At 69.2% G+C, this 20277-nt stretch carries 25 protein-coding genes; 20 read left to right on the forward strand and 5 right to left on the reverse strand.

Going from position 1 to position 20277, the window contains the following annotated elements; genetic code table 11:
* Nucleotides 1–100 precede the first annotated feature (100 nt).
* Nucleotides 101–580 (forward strand): DUF4383 domain-containing protein, encoded by a 480-nt coding sequence (locus IEX05_RS03055; RefSeq protein WP_308423395.1) that lies wholly within the window; start codon nucleotides 101–103, stop codon nucleotides 578–580.
* Between the two features lie 55 nt (nucleotides 581–635).
* Here the strand turns inward: IEX05_RS03055 and IEX05_RS03060 are convergent, their stop codons facing one another.
* A complete protein-coding gene (locus tag IEX05_RS03060) occupies nucleotides 636–3203 on the reverse strand; it encodes a DEAD/DEAH box helicase (protein ID WP_229661141.1) in 2568 nt (855 codons plus the stop codon).
* A gap of 158 nt (nucleotides 3204–3361) precedes the next feature.
* Between IEX05_RS03060 and IEX05_RS03065 the strand changes: the two genes are divergently transcribed.
* The 3 genes from IEX05_RS03065 to IEX05_RS03075 all read left to right on the forward strand — a co-directional run bounded on the left by IEX05_RS03065 (nucleotide 3362) and on the right by IEX05_RS03075 (nucleotide 6908).
* Nucleotides 3362–4243: a manganese catalase gene (locus IEX05_RS03065; RefSeq protein ID WP_188699930.1), complete on the forward strand. Its 882-nt coding sequence runs from the start codon at nucleotides 3362–3364 to the stop codon at nucleotides 4241–4243.
* Nucleotides 4244–4250: 7 nt separating this feature from the next.
* Nucleotides 4251–5735, forward strand: a complete 1485-nt coding sequence (locus tag IEX05_RS03070) for an FAD-dependent oxidoreductase (protein WP_188699931.1) — start codon at nucleotides 4251–4253, stop codon at nucleotides 5733–5735.
* Between the two features lie 75 nt (nucleotides 5736–5810).
* The gene (locus tag IEX05_RS03075) at nucleotides 5811–6908 is read left to right on the forward strand and encodes an FUSC family protein (RefSeq protein WP_229661099.1); all 1098 of its coding nucleotides are present in this window, start codon (nucleotides 5811–5813) and stop codon (nucleotides 6906–6908) included.
* Between the two features lie 36 nt (nucleotides 6909–6944).
* On the opposite strand, the gene IEX05_RS03080 is transcribed toward IEX05_RS03075, so the two are convergent.
* Complete coding sequence (locus IEX05_RS03080; protein WP_188699932.1) at nucleotides 6945–8129, reverse strand: zinc-dependent alcohol dehydrogenase; 1185 nt, start codon at nucleotides 8127–8129, stop codon at nucleotides 6945–6947.
* Between the two features lie 219 nt (nucleotides 8130–8348).
* Between IEX05_RS03080 and IEX05_RS03085 the strand changes: the two genes are divergently transcribed.
* The 4 genes from IEX05_RS03085 (at nucleotide 8349) to IEX05_RS03100 (ending at nucleotide 10354) form a co-directional block, all read left to right on the forward strand.
* Nucleotides 8349–9281, forward strand: a complete 933-nt coding sequence (locus IEX05_RS03085; RefSeq protein ID WP_188699933.1) for a helix-turn-helix transcriptional regulator — start codon at nucleotides 8349–8351, stop codon at nucleotides 9279–9281.
* A 171-nt stretch (nucleotides 9282–9452) separates the two neighbouring features.
* Nucleotides 9453–9764, forward strand: a complete 312-nt coding sequence (locus IEX05_RS03090; RefSeq protein WP_188699934.1) for a DUF7882 family protein — start codon at nucleotides 9453–9455, stop codon at nucleotides 9762–9764.
* A gap of 102 nt (nucleotides 9765–9866) precedes the next feature.
* Complete coding sequence (locus IEX05_RS03095; protein WP_188699935.1) at nucleotides 9867–10061, forward strand: CsbD family protein; 195 nt, start codon at nucleotides 9867–9869, stop codon at nucleotides 10059–10061.
* 26 nt (nucleotides 10062–10087) lie between these two features.
* Nucleotides 10088–10354, forward strand: coding sequence for a GlsB/YeaQ/YmgE family stress response membrane protein (locus IEX05_RS03100; protein WP_188699936.1), 267 nt, complete (start codon nucleotides 10088–10090; stop codon nucleotides 10352–10354).
* Between the two features lie 54 nt (nucleotides 10355–10408).
* Here IEX05_RS03100 and IEX05_RS03105 read toward each other — a convergent pair whose 3' ends face one another.
* Complete coding sequence (locus tag IEX05_RS03105) at nucleotides 10409–11479, reverse strand: magnesium and cobalt transport protein CorA (RefSeq protein WP_188699937.1); 1071 nt, start codon at nucleotides 11477–11479, stop codon at nucleotides 10409–10411.
* Nucleotides 11480–11596: 117 nt separating this feature from the next.
* Between IEX05_RS03105 and IEX05_RS03110 the strand changes: the two genes are divergently transcribed.
* From IEX05_RS03110 to IEX05_RS03145, 8 genes are all read left to right on the forward strand, one after another.
* A complete protein-coding gene (locus tag IEX05_RS03110; protein ID WP_188699938.1) occupies nucleotides 11597–12013 on the forward strand; it encodes an Asp23/Gls24 family envelope stress response protein in 417 nt (138 codons plus the stop codon).
* Nucleotides 12010–12201 carry a hypothetical protein gene (locus tag IEX05_RS03115; RefSeq protein ID WP_188699939.1) on the forward strand — a complete coding sequence of 64 codons (192 nt, stop codon included), beginning with the start codon at nucleotides 12010–12012 and terminating at the stop codon, nucleotides 12199–12201. The genes IEX05_RS03110 and IEX05_RS03115 overlap by 4 nt, the downstream gene beginning before the upstream one ends.
* On the forward strand, nucleotides 12198–12518 hold the full coding sequence (locus tag IEX05_RS03120) for a hypothetical protein (protein WP_188699940.1): 321 nt from the start codon (nucleotides 12198–12200) through the stop codon (nucleotides 12516–12518). The genes IEX05_RS03115 and IEX05_RS03120 overlap by 4 nt, the downstream gene beginning before the upstream one ends.
* Complete coding sequence (locus IEX05_RS03125; protein ID WP_188699941.1) at nucleotides 12515–13051, forward strand: hypothetical protein; 537 nt, start codon at nucleotides 12515–12517, stop codon at nucleotides 13049–13051. Before IEX05_RS03120 ends, IEX05_RS03125 begins: the two co-directional genes overlap by 4 nt.
* Complete coding sequence (locus IEX05_RS03130) at nucleotides 13048–13632, forward strand: hypothetical protein (protein WP_188699942.1); 585 nt, start codon at nucleotides 13048–13050, stop codon at nucleotides 13630–13632. Before IEX05_RS03125 ends, IEX05_RS03130 begins: the two co-directional genes overlap by 4 nt.
* 144 nt (nucleotides 13633–13776) lie before the next feature.
* Complete coding sequence (locus IEX05_RS03135; protein ID WP_188699943.1) at nucleotides 13777–14343, forward strand: RNA polymerase sigma factor; 567 nt, start codon at nucleotides 13777–13779, stop codon at nucleotides 14341–14343.
* The gene (locus IEX05_RS03140; protein ID WP_188699944.1) at nucleotides 14340–14954 is read left to right on the forward strand and encodes an Asp23/Gls24 family envelope stress response protein; all 615 of its coding nucleotides are present in this window, start codon (nucleotides 14340–14342) and stop codon (nucleotides 14952–14954) included. The genes IEX05_RS03135 and IEX05_RS03140 overlap by 4 nt, the downstream gene beginning before the upstream one ends.
* A complete protein-coding gene (locus tag IEX05_RS03145) occupies nucleotides 14951–15259 on the forward strand; it encodes a hypothetical protein (RefSeq protein WP_188699945.1) in 309 nt (102 codons plus the stop codon). The genes IEX05_RS03140 and IEX05_RS03145 overlap by 4 nt, the downstream gene beginning before the upstream one ends.
* 12 nt (nucleotides 15260–15271) lie before the next feature.
* Here the strand turns inward: IEX05_RS03145 and IEX05_RS03150 are convergent, their stop codons facing one another.
* Both IEX05_RS03150 and IEX05_RS03155 read right to left on the reverse strand, forming a co-directional pair.
* A complete protein-coding gene (locus tag IEX05_RS03150) occupies nucleotides 15272–16351 on the reverse strand; it encodes a PLP-dependent cysteine synthase family protein (RefSeq protein ID WP_188699946.1) in 1080 nt (359 codons plus the stop codon).
* Complete coding sequence (locus IEX05_RS03155; RefSeq protein ID WP_188699947.1) at nucleotides 16348–17307, reverse strand: methyltransferase family protein; 960 nt, start codon at nucleotides 17305–17307, stop codon at nucleotides 16348–16350. Before IEX05_RS03155 ends, IEX05_RS03150 begins: the two co-directional genes overlap by 4 nt.
* Before the next feature lie 152 nt (nucleotides 17308–17459).
* Between IEX05_RS03155 and IEX05_RS03160 the strand changes: the two genes are divergently transcribed.
* From IEX05_RS03160 to IEX05_RS03175, 4 genes are all read left to right on the forward strand, one after another.
* Entirely contained in the window at nucleotides 17460–17633 is a 174-nt protein-coding gene (locus IEX05_RS03160) for a CsbD family protein (protein ID WP_188699948.1), read from the forward strand.
* 69 nt (nucleotides 17634–17702) lie between these two features.
* Nucleotides 17703–17969 carry a GlsB/YeaQ/YmgE family stress response membrane protein gene (locus tag IEX05_RS03165; protein WP_188699949.1) on the forward strand — a complete coding sequence of 89 codons (267 nt, stop codon included), beginning with the start codon at nucleotides 17703–17705 and terminating at the stop codon, nucleotides 17967–17969.
* A gap of 149 nt (nucleotides 17970–18118) precedes the next feature.
* The gene (locus tag IEX05_RS03170; RefSeq protein WP_188699950.1) at nucleotides 18119–18457 is read left to right on the forward strand and encodes a BRCT domain-containing protein; all 339 of its coding nucleotides are present in this window, start codon (nucleotides 18119–18121) and stop codon (nucleotides 18455–18457) included.
* Nucleotides 18458–18595: 138 nt separating this feature from the next.
* Nucleotides 18596–20107, forward strand: coding sequence for an HNH endonuclease signature motif containing protein (locus tag IEX05_RS03175; RefSeq protein ID WP_188699951.1), 1512 nt, complete (start codon nucleotides 18596–18598; stop codon nucleotides 20105–20107).
* Nucleotides 20108–20277 lie beyond the last annotated feature (170 nt).

Consider the following 20277-nt stretch of genomic DNA (forward strand, 5'->3'; position numbering starts at 1 on the left):
GACGAAGATATTCGCTTCGGGTACCTGCTGTCAACACTCTCGGCCGGAATGCTCGCCGGGAATAGCGTCGCACTCACACCAATCGAGCTAAGGAGCGATCGTGAACAACACAGCAGCACCCGGCGGATACGCCGCCACTCTCATCCAGAAGACGGCACTGGCGTTCGGCATCGTCTTCCTCATCGTCGGAATCGCGGGCTTCGTTCCCGGGCTGACCCACTCGGCCGAGCACCTGCACGCCGCCGGCGCCGACTCCGATGCACTCCTGCTGGGGGTCTTCCAGGTGTCGGTCCTGCACAACATCGTGCACCTGCTCTTCGCCGTCCTCGGCATCGCTCTCGCGGCCCGCGCCCGCGCGTCGCGCTACTACCTGATCGTCGGCGGCATCGTGTACCTGCTCGTCTGGGTGTACGGGCTCATCGCGGTCACCAACGACGACCTCAACTTCCTCCCCGTGAACCATGCGGACAACTGGCTGCACCTCGGCCTCGCCGTCGTTATGATTCTGCTCGGCCTGTTCGTCGGCCGCGACCGCCGCGCACAGGGCGTGCGCCGCGATCACGGCCCGGCCGTGCGCTGAGCATCCCGGAACACGACTCTCCGCCGTTCGCTTTCCGGCGGGGAGTCGTTCCGCGTCAGCGCCCCGACCGAAGCTCGAAGCCCTCGCGGCCCTCGAGCGCGGCGAGGGCGCGCATGCCGGGAGAGGGGTGCGATCGCACGAACGACCAGTCGCCGATCAGATAGAGGGTGCTCTTCGTGCGCGTGAGCGCGACGTTCAAGAGCTTCGCGGCGGCGACGGCATGGGCGGATCCGGCGAGATCCGCGGCGGCGACCCAGCGCGGGCGATCGTCCTGCATCAGGTCGACGATGACGGTGCCGAACTCCCGGCCCTGGAACCGGTGCGAGGTCCCGGCCTCGAGGATGACTCCCGCCTCGCGGGCCGCGCGTTCGACGGCCGAGGCCTGTGCCGCGTAGGGCGTGATGAACCCGACGTCGCCGTCGATCTGTGCCGCGAGATCCACGGCGATCGCCGCCGTCGACGGGCACGCCCAGCTGGTACCCACGCGTTCGAAGTCCCCCGACGCGTCGATGAACACGACCCGGCCCGGTGAGCTGACGGCCGAGCGGAGCAGCCCGTCGTAGCAGAACGAGTTGACGGCGTCGGCCACGAGGCCGGGGAAGCGATACTGGACCGACAGCGCCACGCACCGCGGGTGTGCCTCCGCGCTGGCGCGATCCGTCACGCCCGCGAGCTCGAAGATGTCGCGCGGCGCGGGGCCCTCGGCGATCGGCGCGTTCTGCAGGAAGTCGCCCACGACGGCGAGCGTCGTGTCGGCTTTCGCGGCGGCGTAGACGATCGTATGCGCCTCGGCGCTCGCCGCCTCGTCGACGATCACCACGTCGAATCGGCGGCCGCGGAGGATGGGGTTGAACACCAGGGCGGTGAGCGTGGTGGCGACCACGGGGGCGTGCGACAGGGTGTTGCGATGCGTGTGCGAGAGTTCCTCATCGAGGTGCTCGCGCGCACGCGTCAGCGCCGCCTGTTCGGCGTCCAGATGCTGGATCTGGGTGAGCACGCGGTCGTACTCGCCCATCGCCCGCCACAGCGGGGTGTCCCGCAGCGCGCGGAACTCGTCGAGACGGGAGATCGAGCCGCCGGCCGCCTCGCGCAACGACGCGGCCTCGCGAGAGAGCGACCGGATCCGCTCGGCGCGGGCGCGCCGCAGCCGCTTCTTCTCGTCGATGCGGGCCCTGAGGCGGTCGTAGGCCGCTTCCTCCTCGCGAACCCCGGCGACGCGCGCGTCGAAGCGGCGGATCCGCTCCCGGACCTGATTCAGCATCTGATCCGCGCGGCGAACCTCCGCCTCGGCGGCCCGGCGCGCCTCGACGAGCGCCTCGGCCTTCTCCCGAGCCTGTTCCGCCTCGCGCCGCCGCTCCCGCGCGACCCAGGGCATCACGGATCCGGCTCGCGCCCCGGCGGCCTCGGCGTCCGAGCGGGCGCGCGACAGCGCCGGCCCGATCTCGTCGAGGATCGTCGCCTGCTTCTCGCGATGGGCCTCAAGCGTCGCGCGTGCACGCTCGAGCCCGCGCGCCTCGGCGCGGATGGCGTCGAGCGAGGCCTCGAGACCGTCGAAGGGCGATGCCTGCTGCGTGAGGGCGAGGATCTCGCGATCGGTGACGACGGTGGCGTCGCGCAGCTCCTCGATGTGCGTGAGCACCTCGTCGAGCTTCGCGAGCTGTGATTCCGCGTCGCGGGCGCTCCGTAACCGGTCGAAGCCGATCTCGGATCCGGTGAGGATGCCGTGGAGCTCGCGCTCGCGCGCTCGCGCCGGGTGCCGCGCGTTGACGTCGAGGGCGTTGTCGATCTCGACCGAACGCTCGGGGAAGCCCATTTCGATGCCGGCGGCCTTGCCGGAGAGAAGGAACGGGTGCTCACGGATCTCGGCGCGCACGCGCTCGGTGGAGGATCCGCTGTACCGGATCACCTGCCCGGGCTGCAGCTCGCCGGCGGCGAGCGCGGCGAGCGCGGTGTCGACCGCGGCATTGGTGTGCGAGACGAGGAGCACGCTCTGACCGCGCCCGATCGCCTCGCGGATCGCGCGGGCGATCACCGTCGTTTTGCCGGTGCCGGGCGGTCCCCAGACGAACCAGCCGCCGGGCGAGGTCATCGCGGCGAGGGCCCGGGCCTGATCCGCGTTGAGGAACGGATCCGGTGCCGGCGCGAGCGACGCCTCTTCCGACGACCACAGGTCGGCGACGCGCGGGCCGCGATCCATCTCACCCAGCGCATCGCGCCATCGCACGGCAAGGTCCATCGCGACGGGTTCCGCGCGGAACACGTTGACGGTGCGGGTGTGCGCGAGCGCGCGCCGCGTCTCGTTCGACACCGAGAGGATCAGCACACCCGTCGTCGGGTTGTACGCGTGGTACTCGGTGACGTGCCGATTCGCGTCGTCGCTGGCGTCGAGAGCGGAGTCGACGAGGTAGAAGTGCGACTGCTTCCAGTAGATTCCGCGGGGCGCTCCGACGTCGACCGTGACGCCTCGGCCGAAGGGATCCCACGCGATCGGCCGCTCGGAGATCAGGGCGCCGCGGGTCTTGCGGATCTCGCGGTCGAGCTTCTCCTGCGCAGCGGCAAGCGACCGACGCCGGATCTCCTCCCACGAGAGCGGCATCGAGAAGAGTTCCGCGTCGCCTGTCATCACGTCTCGACTCTACTGGGGGTCACGCCTCACCCGGCGGCGGGCGCCAAGGATACGCCGCGCGGTCGCGCATCTCCACCCCGAAGCATCCCGCCCGTGCGGGGCCGTACAGTCGCCGCACGGCCCGCTCGGGACGGACCCCCTCGGACAGGAGCGACATGTTCTTCCACACGCAGGAAATGCAGTTCACCGCCAGTCCCTCGCAGCCGGATGCGGTGTTCGCCCGGCGCCTTCAGGAGGTGCTCGGCGGCCAGTACGGCGAGATCACCGTCGCGATGCAGTACGGCTTTCAGTCGTGGAACTGCCACCTCCCCGGAAAGTACCGCGATCTCCTCTACGGAATCGGAGCCGAGGAGTTCGGCCACGTCGAGATGCTGGCGATCATGATCGCCCAATTGCTCGAGAAGGCACCCGTCGAGCAGTCGGAAGCGGCCGCGGAGGCGGATCCGGTGCTCGGCGCCGTCCTCGGCGGTACCGACGTCCAGGCGGCGATCGTCGCGGGAGCGGGCGCTCGGCCCGTCGACAGCAACGGCAACCCGTGGCAGGGGTCCTACATCACCGCGAGCGGTAACCTCCTGGCGGACTTCACGGCGAACGCCAACGCCGAGATGCAGGGGCGTCTGCAGGTCGCGCGCCTGTACAACATGACCGATGACCACGGCGTGCGCGACCTGCTCTCCTTCCTCCTCGCCCGCGACACGATGCACCAGAACCAGTGGATCGCCGCCGCGCGAGAACTGCAGGAGGAGGGGGCCGAGGACCTGCCGGTGCCCAGCAACTTCCCGCTGTCCAAGGAGGCCCGCGAGCACAGCTACCAATACCTGAACTTCTCCGACGGCGAGGAGGCCGCAAACGGATCGTGGGCATCGGGACCGAGCCCCGACGGCAAGGGCGAGTTCAGCTATCACGACGGCCCCGAGTCGACCGTTCCGATGCCGCCGCCCACGCGGCCGGATCCTCGCCTGTACGGGACCGATCCGGCCCCCAACATCGTGGACAAGGCCACCGGAATGATCAAAGACGCGTTCAGCGAGAAGTGACGGCGACATGACGATCTCCCTCTGGCAGGACGGCGCCGCCGCGGTGCCCACGGACCCGTTCCCCGCGGGCGGCCGCTTCGACGCGGTCGTGGTCGGCGGCGGGCTCACAGGCCTCGCGACGGCCGTCATGCTCGCCCGCGCCGGCCGCTCCGTCGCCGTGCTCGAAGCGCGCTCGATCGGCGACGTGACGACGGGCCGTTCGACCGGCAAGGTGAGCCTGCTACAGGGGGCCGTCATGTCCGGCGTCCGGCGCAGCCACTCCGACGAGGTACTGCGCGCGTATGCCAACGGCAATCGCGAGGCCCAGGACTGGCTCCTCGGCTTCCTCGGCGAGCGCGGCGTGCCGGTCGAGCGGCGAGACGCCATCACCTACGCGACCACGCCCGAGGGCGAGGCGCGCCTCGAGGGCGAGATCGAGGCGGCCCACGTCGCCGGTCTCGACATCGAACGCGAGACGGAGACGGACCTTCCCTTCGACGTACGCTCGGCAATCCGCCTGGCCGACCAGGCGCAGATCGATCCGATCGCCGCGCTGCGCGCGCTCGCCGCCGAGGCGCGATCGAGGGGCGTCCGGATCGTCGAGTGCGCGCGAGTGACAGACGTGCACCTGGGCGAACCCACGACCGTCGCCACCGCCCGCGGCGAGATTGCGGCGCAGCACGTGATTCTCGCGACCGGCATTCCCTTCCTGGACCGCGGCATGTACTTCGCGAAGGTGCAGCCGTCGCGGTCGTACGTTCAGGCCTTCCGCACGGCCGAGCCGTTGCCGACGGGCATGTACCTCTCGGTCGACAAGGCGAGCCGCTCCCTCCGCACCGCCACCATCAGGGGCGAGGAGGTGCTGCTCGTCGGCGGCGGCGGCCACGTCGTCGGCCGCGAGGACGACACCCTCGCCGTCGTCGACGAGCTCGGATCATGGACGGCGCAGTGGTTCCCGGGAGCCGTTCGCACCCACGCCTGGTCCGCGCAGGACTATCGCTCGGCGAACATGACGCCCTTCGTGGGCTGGATGCCGCGGGCCGACCGCCGGGTCGCCGTGGCAACCGGCTACAACAAGTGGGGAATGACGAACGCGGTCGCGGCGGCGCTCAGCATCACGGCCGACATCCTCGGAGAGGAGCTGCCGTGGGCGCAGGTTCTGCACCACCGCGTCACGAAGCCGTCGGCGGTGGCTTCGGGCATCGCGATGAACGCGGAGGTCGGCGGTCATCTCGCGGCCGATTGGGTGGGCGCAGCCCTGCACGCGCTGCCGGAGGACCCGCCCGCCGAGGGCGAGGGGGTCGTCGGCCGCGACGGCGTGCGGCCGGTCGCGGTGTCACGCGTGCGAGGAGAGGTGTGTCGCAGGTCCGCGGTGTGCCCGCACCTCGGCGGGGTCCTGACCTGGAACCGGGCCGAGGCATCGTGGGACTGCCCGCTGCACGGATCCCGCTTCGACCACCGGGGCCGCCTGCTGGAGGGCCCCGCGACCGACGATCTCGCCCCGGTGGAGTGATGCCGCACTACTCGTGGCGACGGCGGCGCGTCAACCCGATCCCCGGATCCGCGGCGCGCCGCTAGCGTGCATCGCGTGGTGAATCTCCCCGCACGTCATCGCGTCGAACGCGCGGCGTCTGCGCTGTGGTCCTCCGTTCGCGCGGCGTTCCGCGCGCCGCGTCTCATGCTCGCGGCCAAGACGGCCCTCGCGGTGGGGATCTCCTGGTTCATCGCGCTGCGGATGCCGGGGGCCACCGACGAGTACCCGTACTATGCGCCGCTCGGCGTGCTCGTGAGCATGTACCCCACGCTCATGGACTCGCTGAAGACGAGCGTGCAGACGCTGTTCGGACTCCTCGCGGGCATAGGTCTGGCCTTCCTCGTGCTCCTCACCTGGGGCCCGAACGTGTGGACGATCTCGCTGGTCGCCGGGGCCGGCATCGTGCTGTCGGGAACCGGCTGGTTCGGCGCCGGGCGAGAATACGTGCCGATCGCCGCGCTCTTCGTGCTCATCATCGGCGGCTCCGACTTCGACGACTATTCGCTCGGTTACGCGACGCAGATGGGCGTGGGCGCGGTCGTCGGTCTCGCCGTGAACCTGCTGATTGCCCCGCGGACGCTCACGGCCTTCGCCGCGGAGCGCGTCGATGCGTTCCGCCTTCAGCTGGCGGAGCACCTGCGCGACATCGCCGAGGTTCTGGGCGGCGAGTGGCCGCCGCAGCGCGAGGACTGGGCGCGAAACGCCGCGTCGCTCGGCGATACGGCGCGCGATGTGCGCGATGCGCTCCGCCAGGCCGAGACGAGCAGGAAGGGAAACCCGCGCGCCCGCCGGGACCGCCAGGATCCGCAGGCTCAGCGCGAGCGACTCGAGCAGCTCGAGCGCATCGCGTTCGTGATCCGGGACGTGTCTGAGGCGCTCGCCGACGCGCTCTGGGAGCGGCCCGGGCGGCTCGATCTCGATGCATCGCTCGCGGATCCGCTCCGCGCCGCGTGCGCGCGCGTCGCCGTCTGCGTGGAGCGGACGGGCGAGGGTACCCGCGAGGCGCACGAGGCGCGCGCCTACGCCGCCGCGGGGCTTCGCAGCCTCGCGGCGGCGGTCGACGATCCCGAGCGGCGAGCCCACGGATCCTTCGGGGCGGCGACGCTCATCGCCATGCACCTGCGGCGGATCCTCGAACTCTCGCGACGCTGACGCCTGGAGGATGCGCCGGCGGGCACGCCCGCGACGTCAGTCACTGCCGGGATGGAGGACGACCTTTATGCAGCCGTCTTCCTTCCGCTGGAAGGTCTCGTAGAGCCCCGGCGCATCCTCGAGCGGCGCGTGGTGCGTGGCAAGGTCCATCACCCCGAGCGGATCCGACGGGTCCTCGACGAGCGGCAGGAGGTCGCGCGTCCACCGCTTGACGTTGCACTGGCCCATCCGCATCGACAACTGCTTGTCGAACAGAGTCTTCATGGGCATGATGTCGGCGTCTCCCGCATAGACCCCGCTCAGCGAGATCGTGCCGCCACGACGCACGGCATCGATCGACGCGTGCAGGGCGCTCAGGCGGTCGACCCCCGCGCGATCGAGCATGCCGCGGGCGAGCGGATCCGGGAGGAGGCCGACGGCCTTCTGCAGCAGTTCGACACCGGCGTTGCCGTGGGCCTCCATGCCTACCGCGTCGATCACCGAATCCGCGCCGCGACCCTCGGTCGCATCGCGGATCTCGTCGGCGACGCTGTCCGAGAGATCGAGCGTCTCGACGCCGTGGCGTTCGGCGAGCGCTCGCCGTTCCGGCACAGGGTCCACGGCGATCACTCGCACGCCGCGATGGACGCCGATGCGCGCCGCAAACTGCCCGACCGGCCCGAGGCCCATCACGGCGAGTGTGCCGCCGTCGGGCACGGCGGCGTACTCGAACCCCTGCCACGCCGTCGGAAGGATGTCGCTGAGATAGAGGTAGCGCTCGTCGGGCAACGACGATCCGACCTTGATGTGGTTGTAATCCGCGAGGGGGACGCGCAGATACTCGGCCTGCCCGCCCGGCACCTGGCCGTAGAGCTTCGTGTAACCGAAGAGCGCGGCGCCGGATCCGTAGGCCGTCACCTGCGTCGTCTCGCACTGCGATTGGAGGCCCCGGCGGCACATGACGCACCGGCCGCAGGAGATCGTGAACGGCACGACCACCCGGTCGCCGACGGCGAGCTCGGTCACCGCCGAGCCGACCTCCACGACGATCCCCATCGGCTCGTGCCCGAGCACGTCGCCCGCGTCGAGGAACGGCCCGAGCAACTCATACAGATGCAGATCGGATCCGCAGATCGCGGACGAGGTGATCTTGACGATCGCGTCCGTCGGCTGCTCGATGACCGGGTCGGGGACGTTTTCCACGCTGACGCTGCGCTTCGCCTGCCACGTGAGTGCTCTCATGAATATCCTCCTTGTTCCGCGTACGCCGAGCCTGTCGCGCAACCGCGACTCTCGGTACCGCCTTGACAGCGGGTCGTCGTCGATGCGACACCTCTGGGAATCGGCGTTCTCCGGGATCGTCTGTGCGACGATGAGGATGACCCTCACGCCGCCGGCTCCACCCTTACTTCGCGCGGCGGGGGTGGGCACGAGGCAGCGGGAGGTCTCATGGCGCACAAAATGCGTTTCACATCGCGCGATCATTGGACCGTCGAGGAGACATGGCAGAGGTTCGTGCCGTCCGCAGAGCTGCGGGGCGTCGACCCGAAGATCTTCCGTTTCGAGTGGCGGTCGGCCGAGGTCCCCGCTCTGAGTATCGTCCGGTATGAGCTGTCCGCGGAGGTCTTCTCGGCCGTTGAACCCGAGGATCAGATTCTCGTCTGCCGGGTGGACACGAAGGACGGCTCGATCGAAGGCCCTCGGGGCGAACTCGCCCTCGATCAGCCGTGGATCACGGACGGTCCCAGGGTCGGTGCGCACTGGAAGCAGAACGCTCGCGTGGATGCGTTCATCTTCGGCCGCGACGACGCGGAGGAACTCGCCAGGGACATCTCCGGAAACGATCGCCTACGGTTGCGCGTCAGGGGCGCGTCACCGCTGAGCTCGTCGAGCGGCGCGCACTGGGAACGCACCTTCGATTACCTCCTGGCCTCCGCAGAGGCGCTGGAGCCCGAGGACGAGATCCTCACCGCCGGCCTGCGTCGGCACGCGCTGTGGACGACGCTGATGGCCTTCGACACCTCCCTGCGCGACGAGCCGAGCACCTCGCCGCAGTCGCGGCCGGCACCCGCCGCGGTGCGGCGCGCCCTCGACTTCATCGACGACAACGCGGACCTGCCGATCACGGTCGACGACATCGCCGCCGCCGCGTTCATGTCAACTCGGGGCCTGCAGTACGCCTTCCGTCGAGCGCTCGACACGACACCCGCCGATCGCCTCCGCCGCGTCCGGCTCGAGGGCGCGCGACGCGAGATCCGCGCCGGCTGCACGGATCCGATCGCGACGATCGCGAGGCGCTGGGGATTCGCGCACGCGTCGCGTTTCGCGGCGGCCTACCGAGAGGCGTTCGGGCGATCGCCCGCGGTGGAGGCGGGGCGACGCGCCGGTTCCTAGCGGATAAGGGTGACCGCGTGCGCAGAAGCGGTTCGTTTTCCGGCTGAAGCCAATAATTCCGGGCGCAATCGGGTACCGTGAGAAGCGGTGGGGAGACCAAGCGGTCTTCCCACTTTTCTTTTTGAGGAGGCCTCATGAACATTCGACTCTTCCCGTGCGGAGGCGCCTGAGATGGGCCGGCTGCTTTACGGTGACGCGCAGGACCCGATCAGCATCGAAGATCGCGCGCTCGCCCACCTGAAGATCGTGATCGCGACCAAGCTCCGCCGTAACGAGAGCTTCACGCTGTCGTGGCGTCACCCCGAGGGCTCCCCGGAGGGGCGCAGCACGATTTGGATCCACCCGTCGATCCCGATGCGGTTCGTTTTCGACGAAATCGAGCCTCCCGAGCTCAGCCGGCAGTGGATCGAGGACCTCGCCCACTCCGCGCACTCCACCGGCGGCATCGTGCTCGTCGAGGAACACATCGAGGCGGGGGTCTGACGGCGCCATATACGGACGCGCGGCCGCGCGTCAAGGGGGTAACGAGGAGAACGCGGGCGCTCGTAGTCTGGCCTTCCAACCCGCACGACGGAAGGAAACGCCATGAGCGCTGAAGACAAGATCAAGGCAACGGCCGACAAGGTCACGGGCAAGGTCAAGGAAGCGACCGGCAAGCTCACGGATAACGAGAAGCTCGAGGCGGAAGGCAAGGCCGACCAGGTCAAGGGCCACGCGAGGGATGCGGCCGGCGACGTCAAGGACGCGACGCGCGGAGTGCGCGACTCGTTGAAGGACTAACGAAACCCCGAGGTGAGGAGAACATCATGGGATTCTTCGGTTTTCTACTGTTGGGCCTGATCGCCGGCGCGATCGCGAAGCTCATCCTTCCGGGCAGGCAAGGCGGCGGCTGGATCGTCACGTTGCTCCTCGGAGTCGTCGGGGCACTCCTCGGCGGTTGGCTGGGTAGCCTGATCTTCGACGTCGGACTGAACGAATTCTTCTCGCTCTCGACCTGGCTGCTTGCGATCGGCGGTTCGCTGATCGTGCTGCTCATCTGGGGCCTGATCGTCGGCCGACGCAAGGCTGACTGAGCTTGAACCTTCAGTGGCCCGCGGAGAGAAATCTCCGCGGGCCACTGCCATGCGCTACATCCACTTGCGCCACTTGAAGATTAGGTAGAGCGCAATCGTGAACACGAGCATCACCGCGAGCGAGAACGGGTACCCGTAGGCCCAGTCCAACTCGGGCATGTCGCGGAAGTTCATTCCGTAGATCGCGGCGATGAGCGTGGGCGCGAAGAAGATCGCCGCCCAGCCGGAGATCTTCTTCATATCTTCGTTCTGGCGTTGCGCGACGAGCGTGGCGTTCACCTCGAGGATCTGCGAGAGCGCCGATCGATACTCGGCGACCCGCGCGTTGGCCCGCGCGAGGTGGTCCGAGACGTCCTGAAGGTAGGCCTGCAGGTGTTCTGCGACACCGTACTTTCGGAAGCCGGCGCGCAGCGCGTCGATGATCTCCGCGAGCGCTGTCGTGGTCTGCTGCATCTCGATCACCTCGAGGTTGAGGCGATAGATGCGCTCCGTGACGGAGCGCTCGCCGCTGAAGACCTGGCGTTCGATCTGCTCCTTGTCGATCGCGACCCCCTGGAGCACCGGCGGGTATCCGTCGACGATCGCGTCGATCAAGCGGTAGACGACGGCCTCCGGGCCGAGCCGGAGCAGGGCCTCGTCGCTCAGCAGCGCCTTGTCGTGGCGCGTCGGCTCGAGCAGATCGACGCCGTCCGAGCCGTCGATCCACCGCCCGTCCTGGCAGAGCACGGCGACAGCGCCCGGCCCCATGAGCACGTGGAACTCCGCGAAATCGACTTCCTCCGCCTCGTCGACATAGTGGGCGGAGCGGATCACGAGGAACATCACCTCGCCGTAGCGCTCGAGCTTCGGGCGCTGCCCGGCGTGCACCAGGTCTTCGACGAGCACCGGATGCAGATCCCATGCCGACGCCAGCTCGGCGATCTCCTCGGGCGTGGGAGCGGCGTAGAGGAACAGCGCCATGCGCGACGGCGCGCTGCGCGCGAAGGCGAGGCCGTCGGCCACGGACGATTCGGGATCCGGTATTGACACCCGCCCGTCCGTGACGTATCGGGTGAGGCGTGTGGAGCCCGCCTGTGGTGCAGAGCCACGGGGCGAGCGGCGGAATCCGTTGCGGGGCAGAGACATCTCGCCTCCTCTCGACAACGAGCGTATCCGCGAAGAGAAATTGGCGCGTGACATTCGGACACCGACGCGCGTCTCAGTAGTGTCGCAATCCGCGACCTCAGTGAGGAGAAGGAAACCATGACGAACATCACCGACAATCCCCTCGAGCGCCTCGAAGGCAAGACCACGATCGATGACGGTGTGGTCGCGAAGATCGCCGGCCTCGCCGCCCGCGACGTCGAGGGCGTCTATGCGCTCGGCGGCGGCGCCGCACGCGTGGTGGGTGCCATTCGCGACGCCTTCCACAGCACCGACCTCGCACAGGGGATCGGCGTCGAGGTCGGGGACACCCAGGTCGCCGTCGACGTGACCGTCGTCGCCGACTACCCCGTGCCGCTGCAGAGCGTCGCCGACGGCGTGCGCGCCGCCGTGTACCGCGCGATGGAAGACCTCGTCGGCATGGAGGTCACCGAGGTCAACGTCACCATCGATGACGTGCACCTGCCCTCGGACGACGACCGCGCCGAGCCCGAGCCGGAAGCGCGCGTGCAATGAGCGCTCCCGTCATCGGCGCGAGCGCCGGCGCCGTGCTCGTGCTGACCTGGATCGCACTCGGCTTCGGGGCCTTCGTTCTCGTCGCCGTGGGCATGCTCGTGGGCGCGCTGATCGGTATGCTCGCGAGCCGCCGCATCGACGTGCGCGCTCTGCTCGACGCGTTCCGCGGCAGCCGATCGTCGTCATGAACGCGGCGGATCCGCGGCACGGACGCACGATCGTCACGGCGCGCGCGCTGAACCGCGTGGCCCTGGCGCTCGCCGCGGACGCCGTGGACATCGAGGCCCGCGCCGCGACGGTGACGCTCGCCGATGGAGCCGGCGCGCTCGCCGCCACGCTCACGCTGCCCGCGTCGCTCGGACAGGGCGAGACGTTCGTGGAACAGGGAGAGCGGATCCAGAACGTCTTCATCGCGCGCATGGCGGATGTCGCCGGGCGACGGGTGGAGTCGGTCGACGTCCGATTCGCGGGAACCCGCACGGAGAAGAGAAGGAGAGTGCGGTGAACGAGCAGGTGTATCGGCGGGTTCTGCGTCGCGAGACGCATCGGCCTCGCACCGTCGCGGCGATCATCGTGGCCGTCGCGCTCATCGCGCTCGCCGCGGCGGGCGCCTGGCTCGCGGTCGATCGGGCGGCGCGCCGCGGGGCCGTCGCGGGCATCGATGCCCTCTCGGATCCGCGGATCGCGACCGCCGTCGGAATCGTCGCGGGCGCCCTCGCCCTCGCGCTGATCCTGCACGCCCTGCTGCCCGGCCGCATCCGACGCCGCGCGCTGAGCCGTGACCGTCTCGCGCTCCTGATCGACGACCGTGTCGTCGCGAACGGCGTCGCCGACGCGGTCGCGCGGGCCTGCGATGTTCCGCGGACGCGGGTCTCCGCGCTCGTCGAGCGGCGACGGGTGACCGTGCGCGTCACGCCGACCAGTGGCGTGCCGACCGATGAGGCGATGGTGCGGACGGCCGCCGAGGCCGCGCTCGCCAACGCTCGCATCCCGCTCGATGTCGCGGTTCGGGTCAACGAGAAAGGGGCGATCGCGTGAACGCCACCAATAGGGTTCTCAACCGGGCCCTCATCCTTATCGCGGGTCTTCTCCTCGCCGGGGTCGCGGCGCTCGCGATCCGCCCGGCCTGGGCGGAGCAGGGGCTCGATGCGGCACGCGAGGCGCGACGTCGCATGGACGGGATCCGCATCTCGGGCCTCGAGTCGCTGTCGCTCAGCGCGATCGTCGCCTGTGCGATCGCGGTTCTCGCCGTGATCGCGCTCGTGTGGTTCGTCTTCGCTCACGGCGGCGGCCGGATCTCGACAGTACGTCGCTCGCCGCGACGATTGGGCGAGGTATCGGTGGACCGGTCCGTGGCCGAAGAAGTTCTCGCGCGCCCGCTCCGCGAGCGCCCCGACGTGATCGCCGCCCACCTCTCGAGCTTCCGCGTCAAGGGCAGTCGCACGATCCGTGTGACGGTTCGGCCGCGGCGGGGAGCGGACCTGGCGACCATCATCCACGCCTTCGAGAACGCCGTCGCCGAATGGGACGCGCTCGCGGGGGAGCAGGACCCGGTCGTGCTGCATCTCGCCGAAGCTCGGCTCCGCGATAGCTGGAGCTCCGAAGCGAGAGTGTCGTGAGCCACCATGTACGTCGCGAATACGGGTATCGCTTCGAACCCTTCGCACAAGGATCCGCGCGCCGCTGCGCGCGCGGATCACGATGGGGCCGGCGGTCGTTCGGGGGAACACCGCCGGCCCCGGAGGAATGCGGAAGGATGCGGAATGACGCGTGAGCACGAACCGAGCGCGCTCGCCGATGCGGACGACAGAACACTGGCCGGGCGCGCGGCGGACGGCGACACGGCCGCCTTCGCGATCATCGTGCGGCGTTACACGCCGATGATGCGTGCCTATGCGCGAAAGATCCTCCCGGGCGGCGCCGACGTCGACGACGTGGTGCAGGAAGCGTTCATCACCGCCTGGCAGAAACTGCCGAGCCTCGATGATCCCGCGAGGGTAAAGAGCTGGATCATGCGCATCACGAGCCGCAAGGCCGTCGACCGGATCCGCGCGCGGCGCGAGAGCGACGACATCGATGCCGTGGATCCGACCGCTCCCGAGGTCGCGACCCCGGCGCGGGTCGCGGAGGCGCGGTCAAGCCTGGAAGCGCTCAGGGCGGCCCTCGCGGAACTCCCCGAGGATCAGCGGCAGTGCTGGACGCTTCGCGAGATCGGCGGATACACCTACGAGGAGATCGCGGAGCAGCTCGACCTCCCCGTCTCCACCGTGCGAGGGATGCTTGCCCGCGCACGCAAAACCTTGATCGTTCGGATGGAGCAGCGGCGATGACCGACGAACGCGACGCGCTGCGCCGCGAGGGCATCGGGCTCGAACCCGAAGACCTCGACGGCCAGTCGATGGAACGTCTCAGTGAGTATCTCGATGCGGGGCGCACCCCGCCCGATCCGGCGATCGACAACTCTCCGGGCTGTCAGATCGCTCTCGACGCGCTCGAACGCCTGAGGTGCCTCACACCCCGGCTGTTCGCCGACGACGTCGCGGCCGAACCGGCCGTCGACGAGGGGTGGATGGCGGGCCTCATGGGCCTCATCGCGCTCGACGCGAGGGCGGGCAGGCGGATCCCGATCTCCTCGGAGTTCGGGGATCTCGGCATCACGGAGGGTGCCGTCCGCGGCGAGATCCGCGCCGCCGAGGCCGCCGTCCCCGGCGCCCTCATCGGGCGTACGCGCCTGCACGGCGACGTCACGGTGCCCGGCGCATCCGTGCGCGTGGCGCTCGATGTGAGCGTTCCCTACGGCGTGCCCATCGACGACACGGTGGAGCGGCTGCGCGCCGAAGTGTGGCGCAGGCTGCATGATCACACCGAGCTCACCATCGAGGCCATCGACATCACCGTGCACGACATTCACCTCTTGCCCTCGCCCGAGGAGGAACGATGACCGATTCCGGCATCACTGCGGATACCGTCGTCGCCGACATCGAGGCCATCGCGCTCGCCGTTCCCGGCGTGCGGGTGCTCTATCCCGTCGGCACGGCGGGGCACCTCGCGAGCACCGGCGCGAGGCTTCTCGGGCAGGACGAGCCGACTCGCGTGCGCCCGGCCTCGGGCGGCGTCGAGATCGCGATCGGCGTGGATGGATCCCATGCCGCACCGGCCGTGGTGCGCGCCGTCGGCGCCGCCGTCGCGCCCCTCCTCGGTCCCGGGGCGGAGGTGCGGGTCACGGTCGTGAGAATCGAGCGCTAGCGTCGTGCGCCGCTAGGCCGATTCCCACGTTCCCGTCGCGAGGAAGCGCTCGATCCGTGCGCGCTCCGGCGCGAGATCGAGGCCCTGCGCGGCGACCCAATCATCGTCGTAATGCGTCGCCTCGTAGCGGGCTCCGCCATCGCAGATGAGCGTGACGACGCTCCCGCGCTCGCCGGCGGCGCGCATCCGCGAGATGAGCTGGAACGCGCCGATCAGGTTCGTTCCGGTGGACCCGCCGGCCCAGTGCCGCGTCCGCTCGCGAAGCACGCGGATCGCGGCGAGCGAGGCCGCATCCTTTACGGGGATGACCTCGTCGATGACGTCGCCGACGAAGGAGGGTTCGACGCGCGGGCGGCCGATGCCCTCGATGCGGCTCGGCTTGCCCGTCGTGTAGTCGGCGCGGCCCGATCGCCAGCCCTCGTAGTACGCGGAGTTCTCCGGATCCACCACCCCCACCCGCGTCTCGTGCCGGCGGTAGCGAACGTATCGGCCGAACGTCGCGCTGGTACCGCCGGTGCCGGCACCGACGACGATCCAGCTGGGGACGGGGTAGCGCTCCGCCACGAGCTGCGCGAACACGCTCTCGGCGATGTTGTTGTTGCCGCGCCAATCGGTCGCGCGCTCCGCGAGCGTGAACTGGTCGAGATAGTACCCGCCGCACTCCGATGCGAGGCGCTCCGCCTCCGCATAGATCTGGGTGGGGTCGTCGACGTAATGGCATCGCCCGCCGTAGAACTCGATGAAGCGGATCTTCTCGGCGCTCGTGGACCGGGGCACCACCGTGACGAAGTCGAGGCCGAGCATTTGCGCGAAATACGCCTCGGACACGGCGGTGGATCCGCTCGACGCCTCGATCAGCGTCGAGCCCTCACCGATGCGACCGTTGACGAGCCCGTAGAGGATCAGCGAGCGGGCCAGGCGATGCTTGAGGGAGCCCGTCGGATGCACCGACTCGTCCTTGAGGTACAGGTCGATGCCCCACTCGGGCGGCAGCGGGAACACATGCAGGTGCGTGTCGGCGCTGCGATTCGCATCGGCCTCGAGCACGCGAATCGCGTCGCGCTCCCATTCGCGCGATCGGGTGGAGGTCATGAGTCCACGATACGTCGAGGCCTTCGCCGCGGCACCCAGCAGCTGACGCGGTCGCGGTAGGCCCGGAACGGCTCGCCGAAGCGCTCTTCGAGATCCCGCTCCTCGACGGGACGGACGATCGCGTTCCACACGAGGGATCCGCAGATCGCCCACACCACCACGATCCAGGATCCGAGGATCAGCCCCACCGCGACGCCCTGGGTGATGCCCGCGACCGCCATCGGGTTCCGGACGATGCGGTACGGGCCCGCGACGACGAGCCGGCGCGCCGTGGCGGACGGCAGGGGAGTGCCGTCGCCCAGCGACGCCATCGTCGCTCCCGACCAGAGCCCGAGCGCGCTCGCCGCGAGGAGAGCGACGACTCCGATGACCCGCACCGCCGTTGGCACCTCGATGCCCAGGGCCCAGCGCCGTTCGATCCAGGCGAGGAGCAGCGGGAACACGACGAGGAACAGCCCCCAGAAGACGGCCAGTTGGCAGGCGGTAAGGAGGATATTGCGCGCGCGGGCCGCCGGGCGCGCCTCGCGCAGCCCGAGAGGGCCGAGCAGGATCCAGTGCGCCGGGAAGGAACCGCGCTGGATCAGGATCGCGGCGATCGCGGATCCAACCCCCGCTGCGATCATCGCGAGCGCGCCCCAGCCCGCCAGCGTCGTGACCGTCGCGTAGACGACCATCGAGAGGGCGACCGTGTTCGCCCACACGCATGCCGCCCATGCCGCCCACCGCACGCCGAAGGCGGCGATCATCGACGCCGCGACGAACAGGATGAGGTCGGCGAGTGCGATGGGAAGGGGCGGAAGGTTCCCGAGAGTGAGTTCGCGCACCCGCGGGACGGTGGCCACGAGCACCCACCAGAGCAGACCCGCCACGGCCTGCAGCGCGAAGTATGCGCGCCCGGTCTGCCGGGTCAGGGGGACGCCGAGGACCCGAACGGGGGCGCCGACAGCATCGAGCATGAGCTCACCCTATTCGGCATGTGCACCGATATTTCTTCCTCGGCGCGTGACATCCACTGTGGGTTGCCCGTCTCAGTGATGTGCCCGCGATACGCGAGCACACGACAACATCGTCATCCGCGAACCGGAATGGCGCGAAACGGAGGAACAACATGGGTGTTGCAGACAAGTTCGAGGCCGCGGCCGACAAGCTCAAGGGTCACGCCAAGGAGGCGGTGGGCAAGGCCACGGACAACGACAAGCTCGTCGCCGAGGGCAAGGCCGACCAGGTCAAGGGCCACGCCAAGGAGGCGGTCGAGGACGTCAAGGACTCGTTCGAGAAGTAACTCTGCGGCGGGCCGTCGCCTCCCGACGGCCCGCCCCTCCTCCCATCCCTCAAGAAACGGAACATCACTATGGGATTCCTCGCATTTCTGCTGCTGGGCCTCATCGCGGGCGCGATCGCCAAGCTGATCCTCCCGGGAAAGCAGGGCGGCGGCTGGATCGTCACCCTGATCCTCGGCGCCATCGGCGCCGTGCTCGGCGGCTGGATCGGCAGCCTGATCTTCAACGTCGGCCTGAACGGGTTCTTTGACCTGTCGACGTGGCTGCTCGCGGTCGGCGGGGCGCTCATCGTGCTGCTGATCTGGGGCGCGATCACGGGGCGCAAGTCGCGCCGCTGAGGCTTCCGCGAGTAGGGGCCGGTGGGGACGTGGAGCCTCCTCCGGCCCTTTCGATGTCTCTGTCGTGGCGCTCCGCGTCTACGCGGCGCGGCGATCGTGCGCGTCGAACATGTCGTATTGAGCAGATCGCCACCATCCTCGATCTCGAGATGCCTGTCGGCATCGTCGTGGCCCACCCACCGGTCCCGGTCTCACGGCCCCTGGAACCGACAGAGATCGGCCCGACGGGGCGAACCTTCGAGCTCGTCGTCGGTTGTCGCGTCGCGCTCACTGGCACACTCAATCTGCCGCGTGAGGAGTGGGCGAGCAGGATCTCTGCAGCGGGCATGACCACGGGAAGCGTGACTAAGACGTGCGTCGTGCTTGTGGCAGCCGACCCTGCCAGTCAGTCGGGCAAGGCGAAGACGGCCGAGAAGCACGGCATCCCGGTCGTGACGGAGGTCGAGTTCACGCGGTCGTTCGAGGAGTTTCTTCTGGCGAGCGTCTGATGCGGTTCGCGGCGTGTTACACGGGGAAAGAATGCGATCTCGCGGAGATGGTTGAGGCCTCGTCGAGAAAGTGATGAATAGTAAATATCTTCGATAACCACCCTTGTTGTAATCGAAGATGCTTTCTAAAATGGCTGCATGGCAACGACGTCAGACACCCCACGCGACACGCTCTCGCCTCGCGAGCGCGTCGAGCAGGCCGCGGCGCTGCTCGCGGGCGTCTCCGCGGAGGTCGCAGGTCTTTCCGATGCCGAGGTTGTCGACTTGTTGGCGCCTCTCGAGGGCATGGGGCGTCAGGCTGACTCCCTCCGGGTGCGGGCGGCGGGCGAGATCGACGCGCGTTCGGGCCGCGACCGCGAATCTTCCCTCGCCCGCCGATGCGACTGCGCCTCGGCCGTGGGGCTTCTCGAACAGCTCACCCATGTTGCCCCCGCAGAACTGCGGGCGCGGATCCGCCTGGATCGGCTCACACGCGCCGGTGTTGCGCTCACGGGCGAGGAACTCCCGTCGGCGTACCCGGTCGTCGCGGCCGCCCTGCAAGCGGGTGTACTCGGCGTCGATGTCGCCACCCACCTGACCGACGCGTTCGAACGCGCATCGCGAGTGGCCGCGATCGACCCAGTCGAGGCCGCGACCGCCGAACACGAGATCGTGCACGCCACGGTCGCAGGCTTCTACGGCGTCGGCCCCCTCGTCGGCACCGACGATGCCCTTCCGCAAACGTTTGAGGACTACCGAGCGGTCGAGGGAACGTGGATCGAGTTCCTTACCCGAAACGGCCTCGAGCCTGCCGCAGGGCAGGCGGCGCAGCGCCGCATGTTCTCGGTCGGTCGCGTCCGTCCCGACGGTCTTGCGCACATCTTCGGTCGCGTCACGCCCGAGGTCGCGGGTGCCGTGACGCGGCTGCTCGACGCCTACACCGGGTCGACCACGTCAGCGGGGTCTCCCGTGTCGTTTAGGACATCGCCGGAACAATCGGACCCGGGTGAGCCGTGGGCCGATACCGACATGGTTCACGACCCGCGCACGAAGCCGCAGATCCGGCACGACGCGTTTATGTCGATGATCCAGGCCGCCGCCGCATCGGCCGAGGCGCCCACGATCGGTGGTGCCGCGCCGACGCTCGTGGTCACCGTTGATGCCGAACAGCTCACGAGCGATGGTGGCGTCGCCGACATTGACGGCATCGCCATTTCGCTCCCCGCCCGGGTCGCCCACCGCATCGCCTGCACGGGTGCGGTGCAGAAGGTCGTCTTCGGCACTGACGGACAGATTATCGCCCTCGGTTCGCCGCAGCGGCTGTTCACGCCCCACCAGCGCCGCGCGATCGCGGCACGCGACGGTGGATGCATCATCCCCGGCTGCCACATCCCCGCCGCGTGGTGCGAAATCCACCACGTCGAGGAACACTCCAAGGGTGGGCGGACGCACACCGATAATGGGGTGCTGCTGTGTTGGGCCCACCATCACGACATCGATTCGTCGGGATGGGAGATCGAGATGCGCGACGGAGTCCCGTATGTGAAGGCCCCGCACTGGATGGATCAGCGGGATCTCTACCGGCCAGTGGTGAACCGGCGGGCGCTCCGCAAGAAGATACGCCGGCGAAGCACCGACGTCGGCCCGCCCATACCGGCGCCGATGCTCTGAACGGCGCACGGTCGATCCGCGCCCGCAGTCCAACTCGTCCCGCGCTGCGTGGATCAGAGGTACGGGTGCGTGATCAACTCGAGATAGTGTCCCGGGGTCGAGTATGTCGCGGTAGAACGCCGCCATGTCGGCTGGGTTGATCGAGGCGATGATCGAATGGGTGTAGCGGG

Source organism: Microbacterium nanhaiense, from assembly GCF_014646015.1.
GTDB classification, from domain to species: domain Bacteria; phylum Actinomycetota; class Actinomycetes; order Actinomycetales; family Microbacteriaceae; genus Microbacterium; species Microbacterium nanhaiense.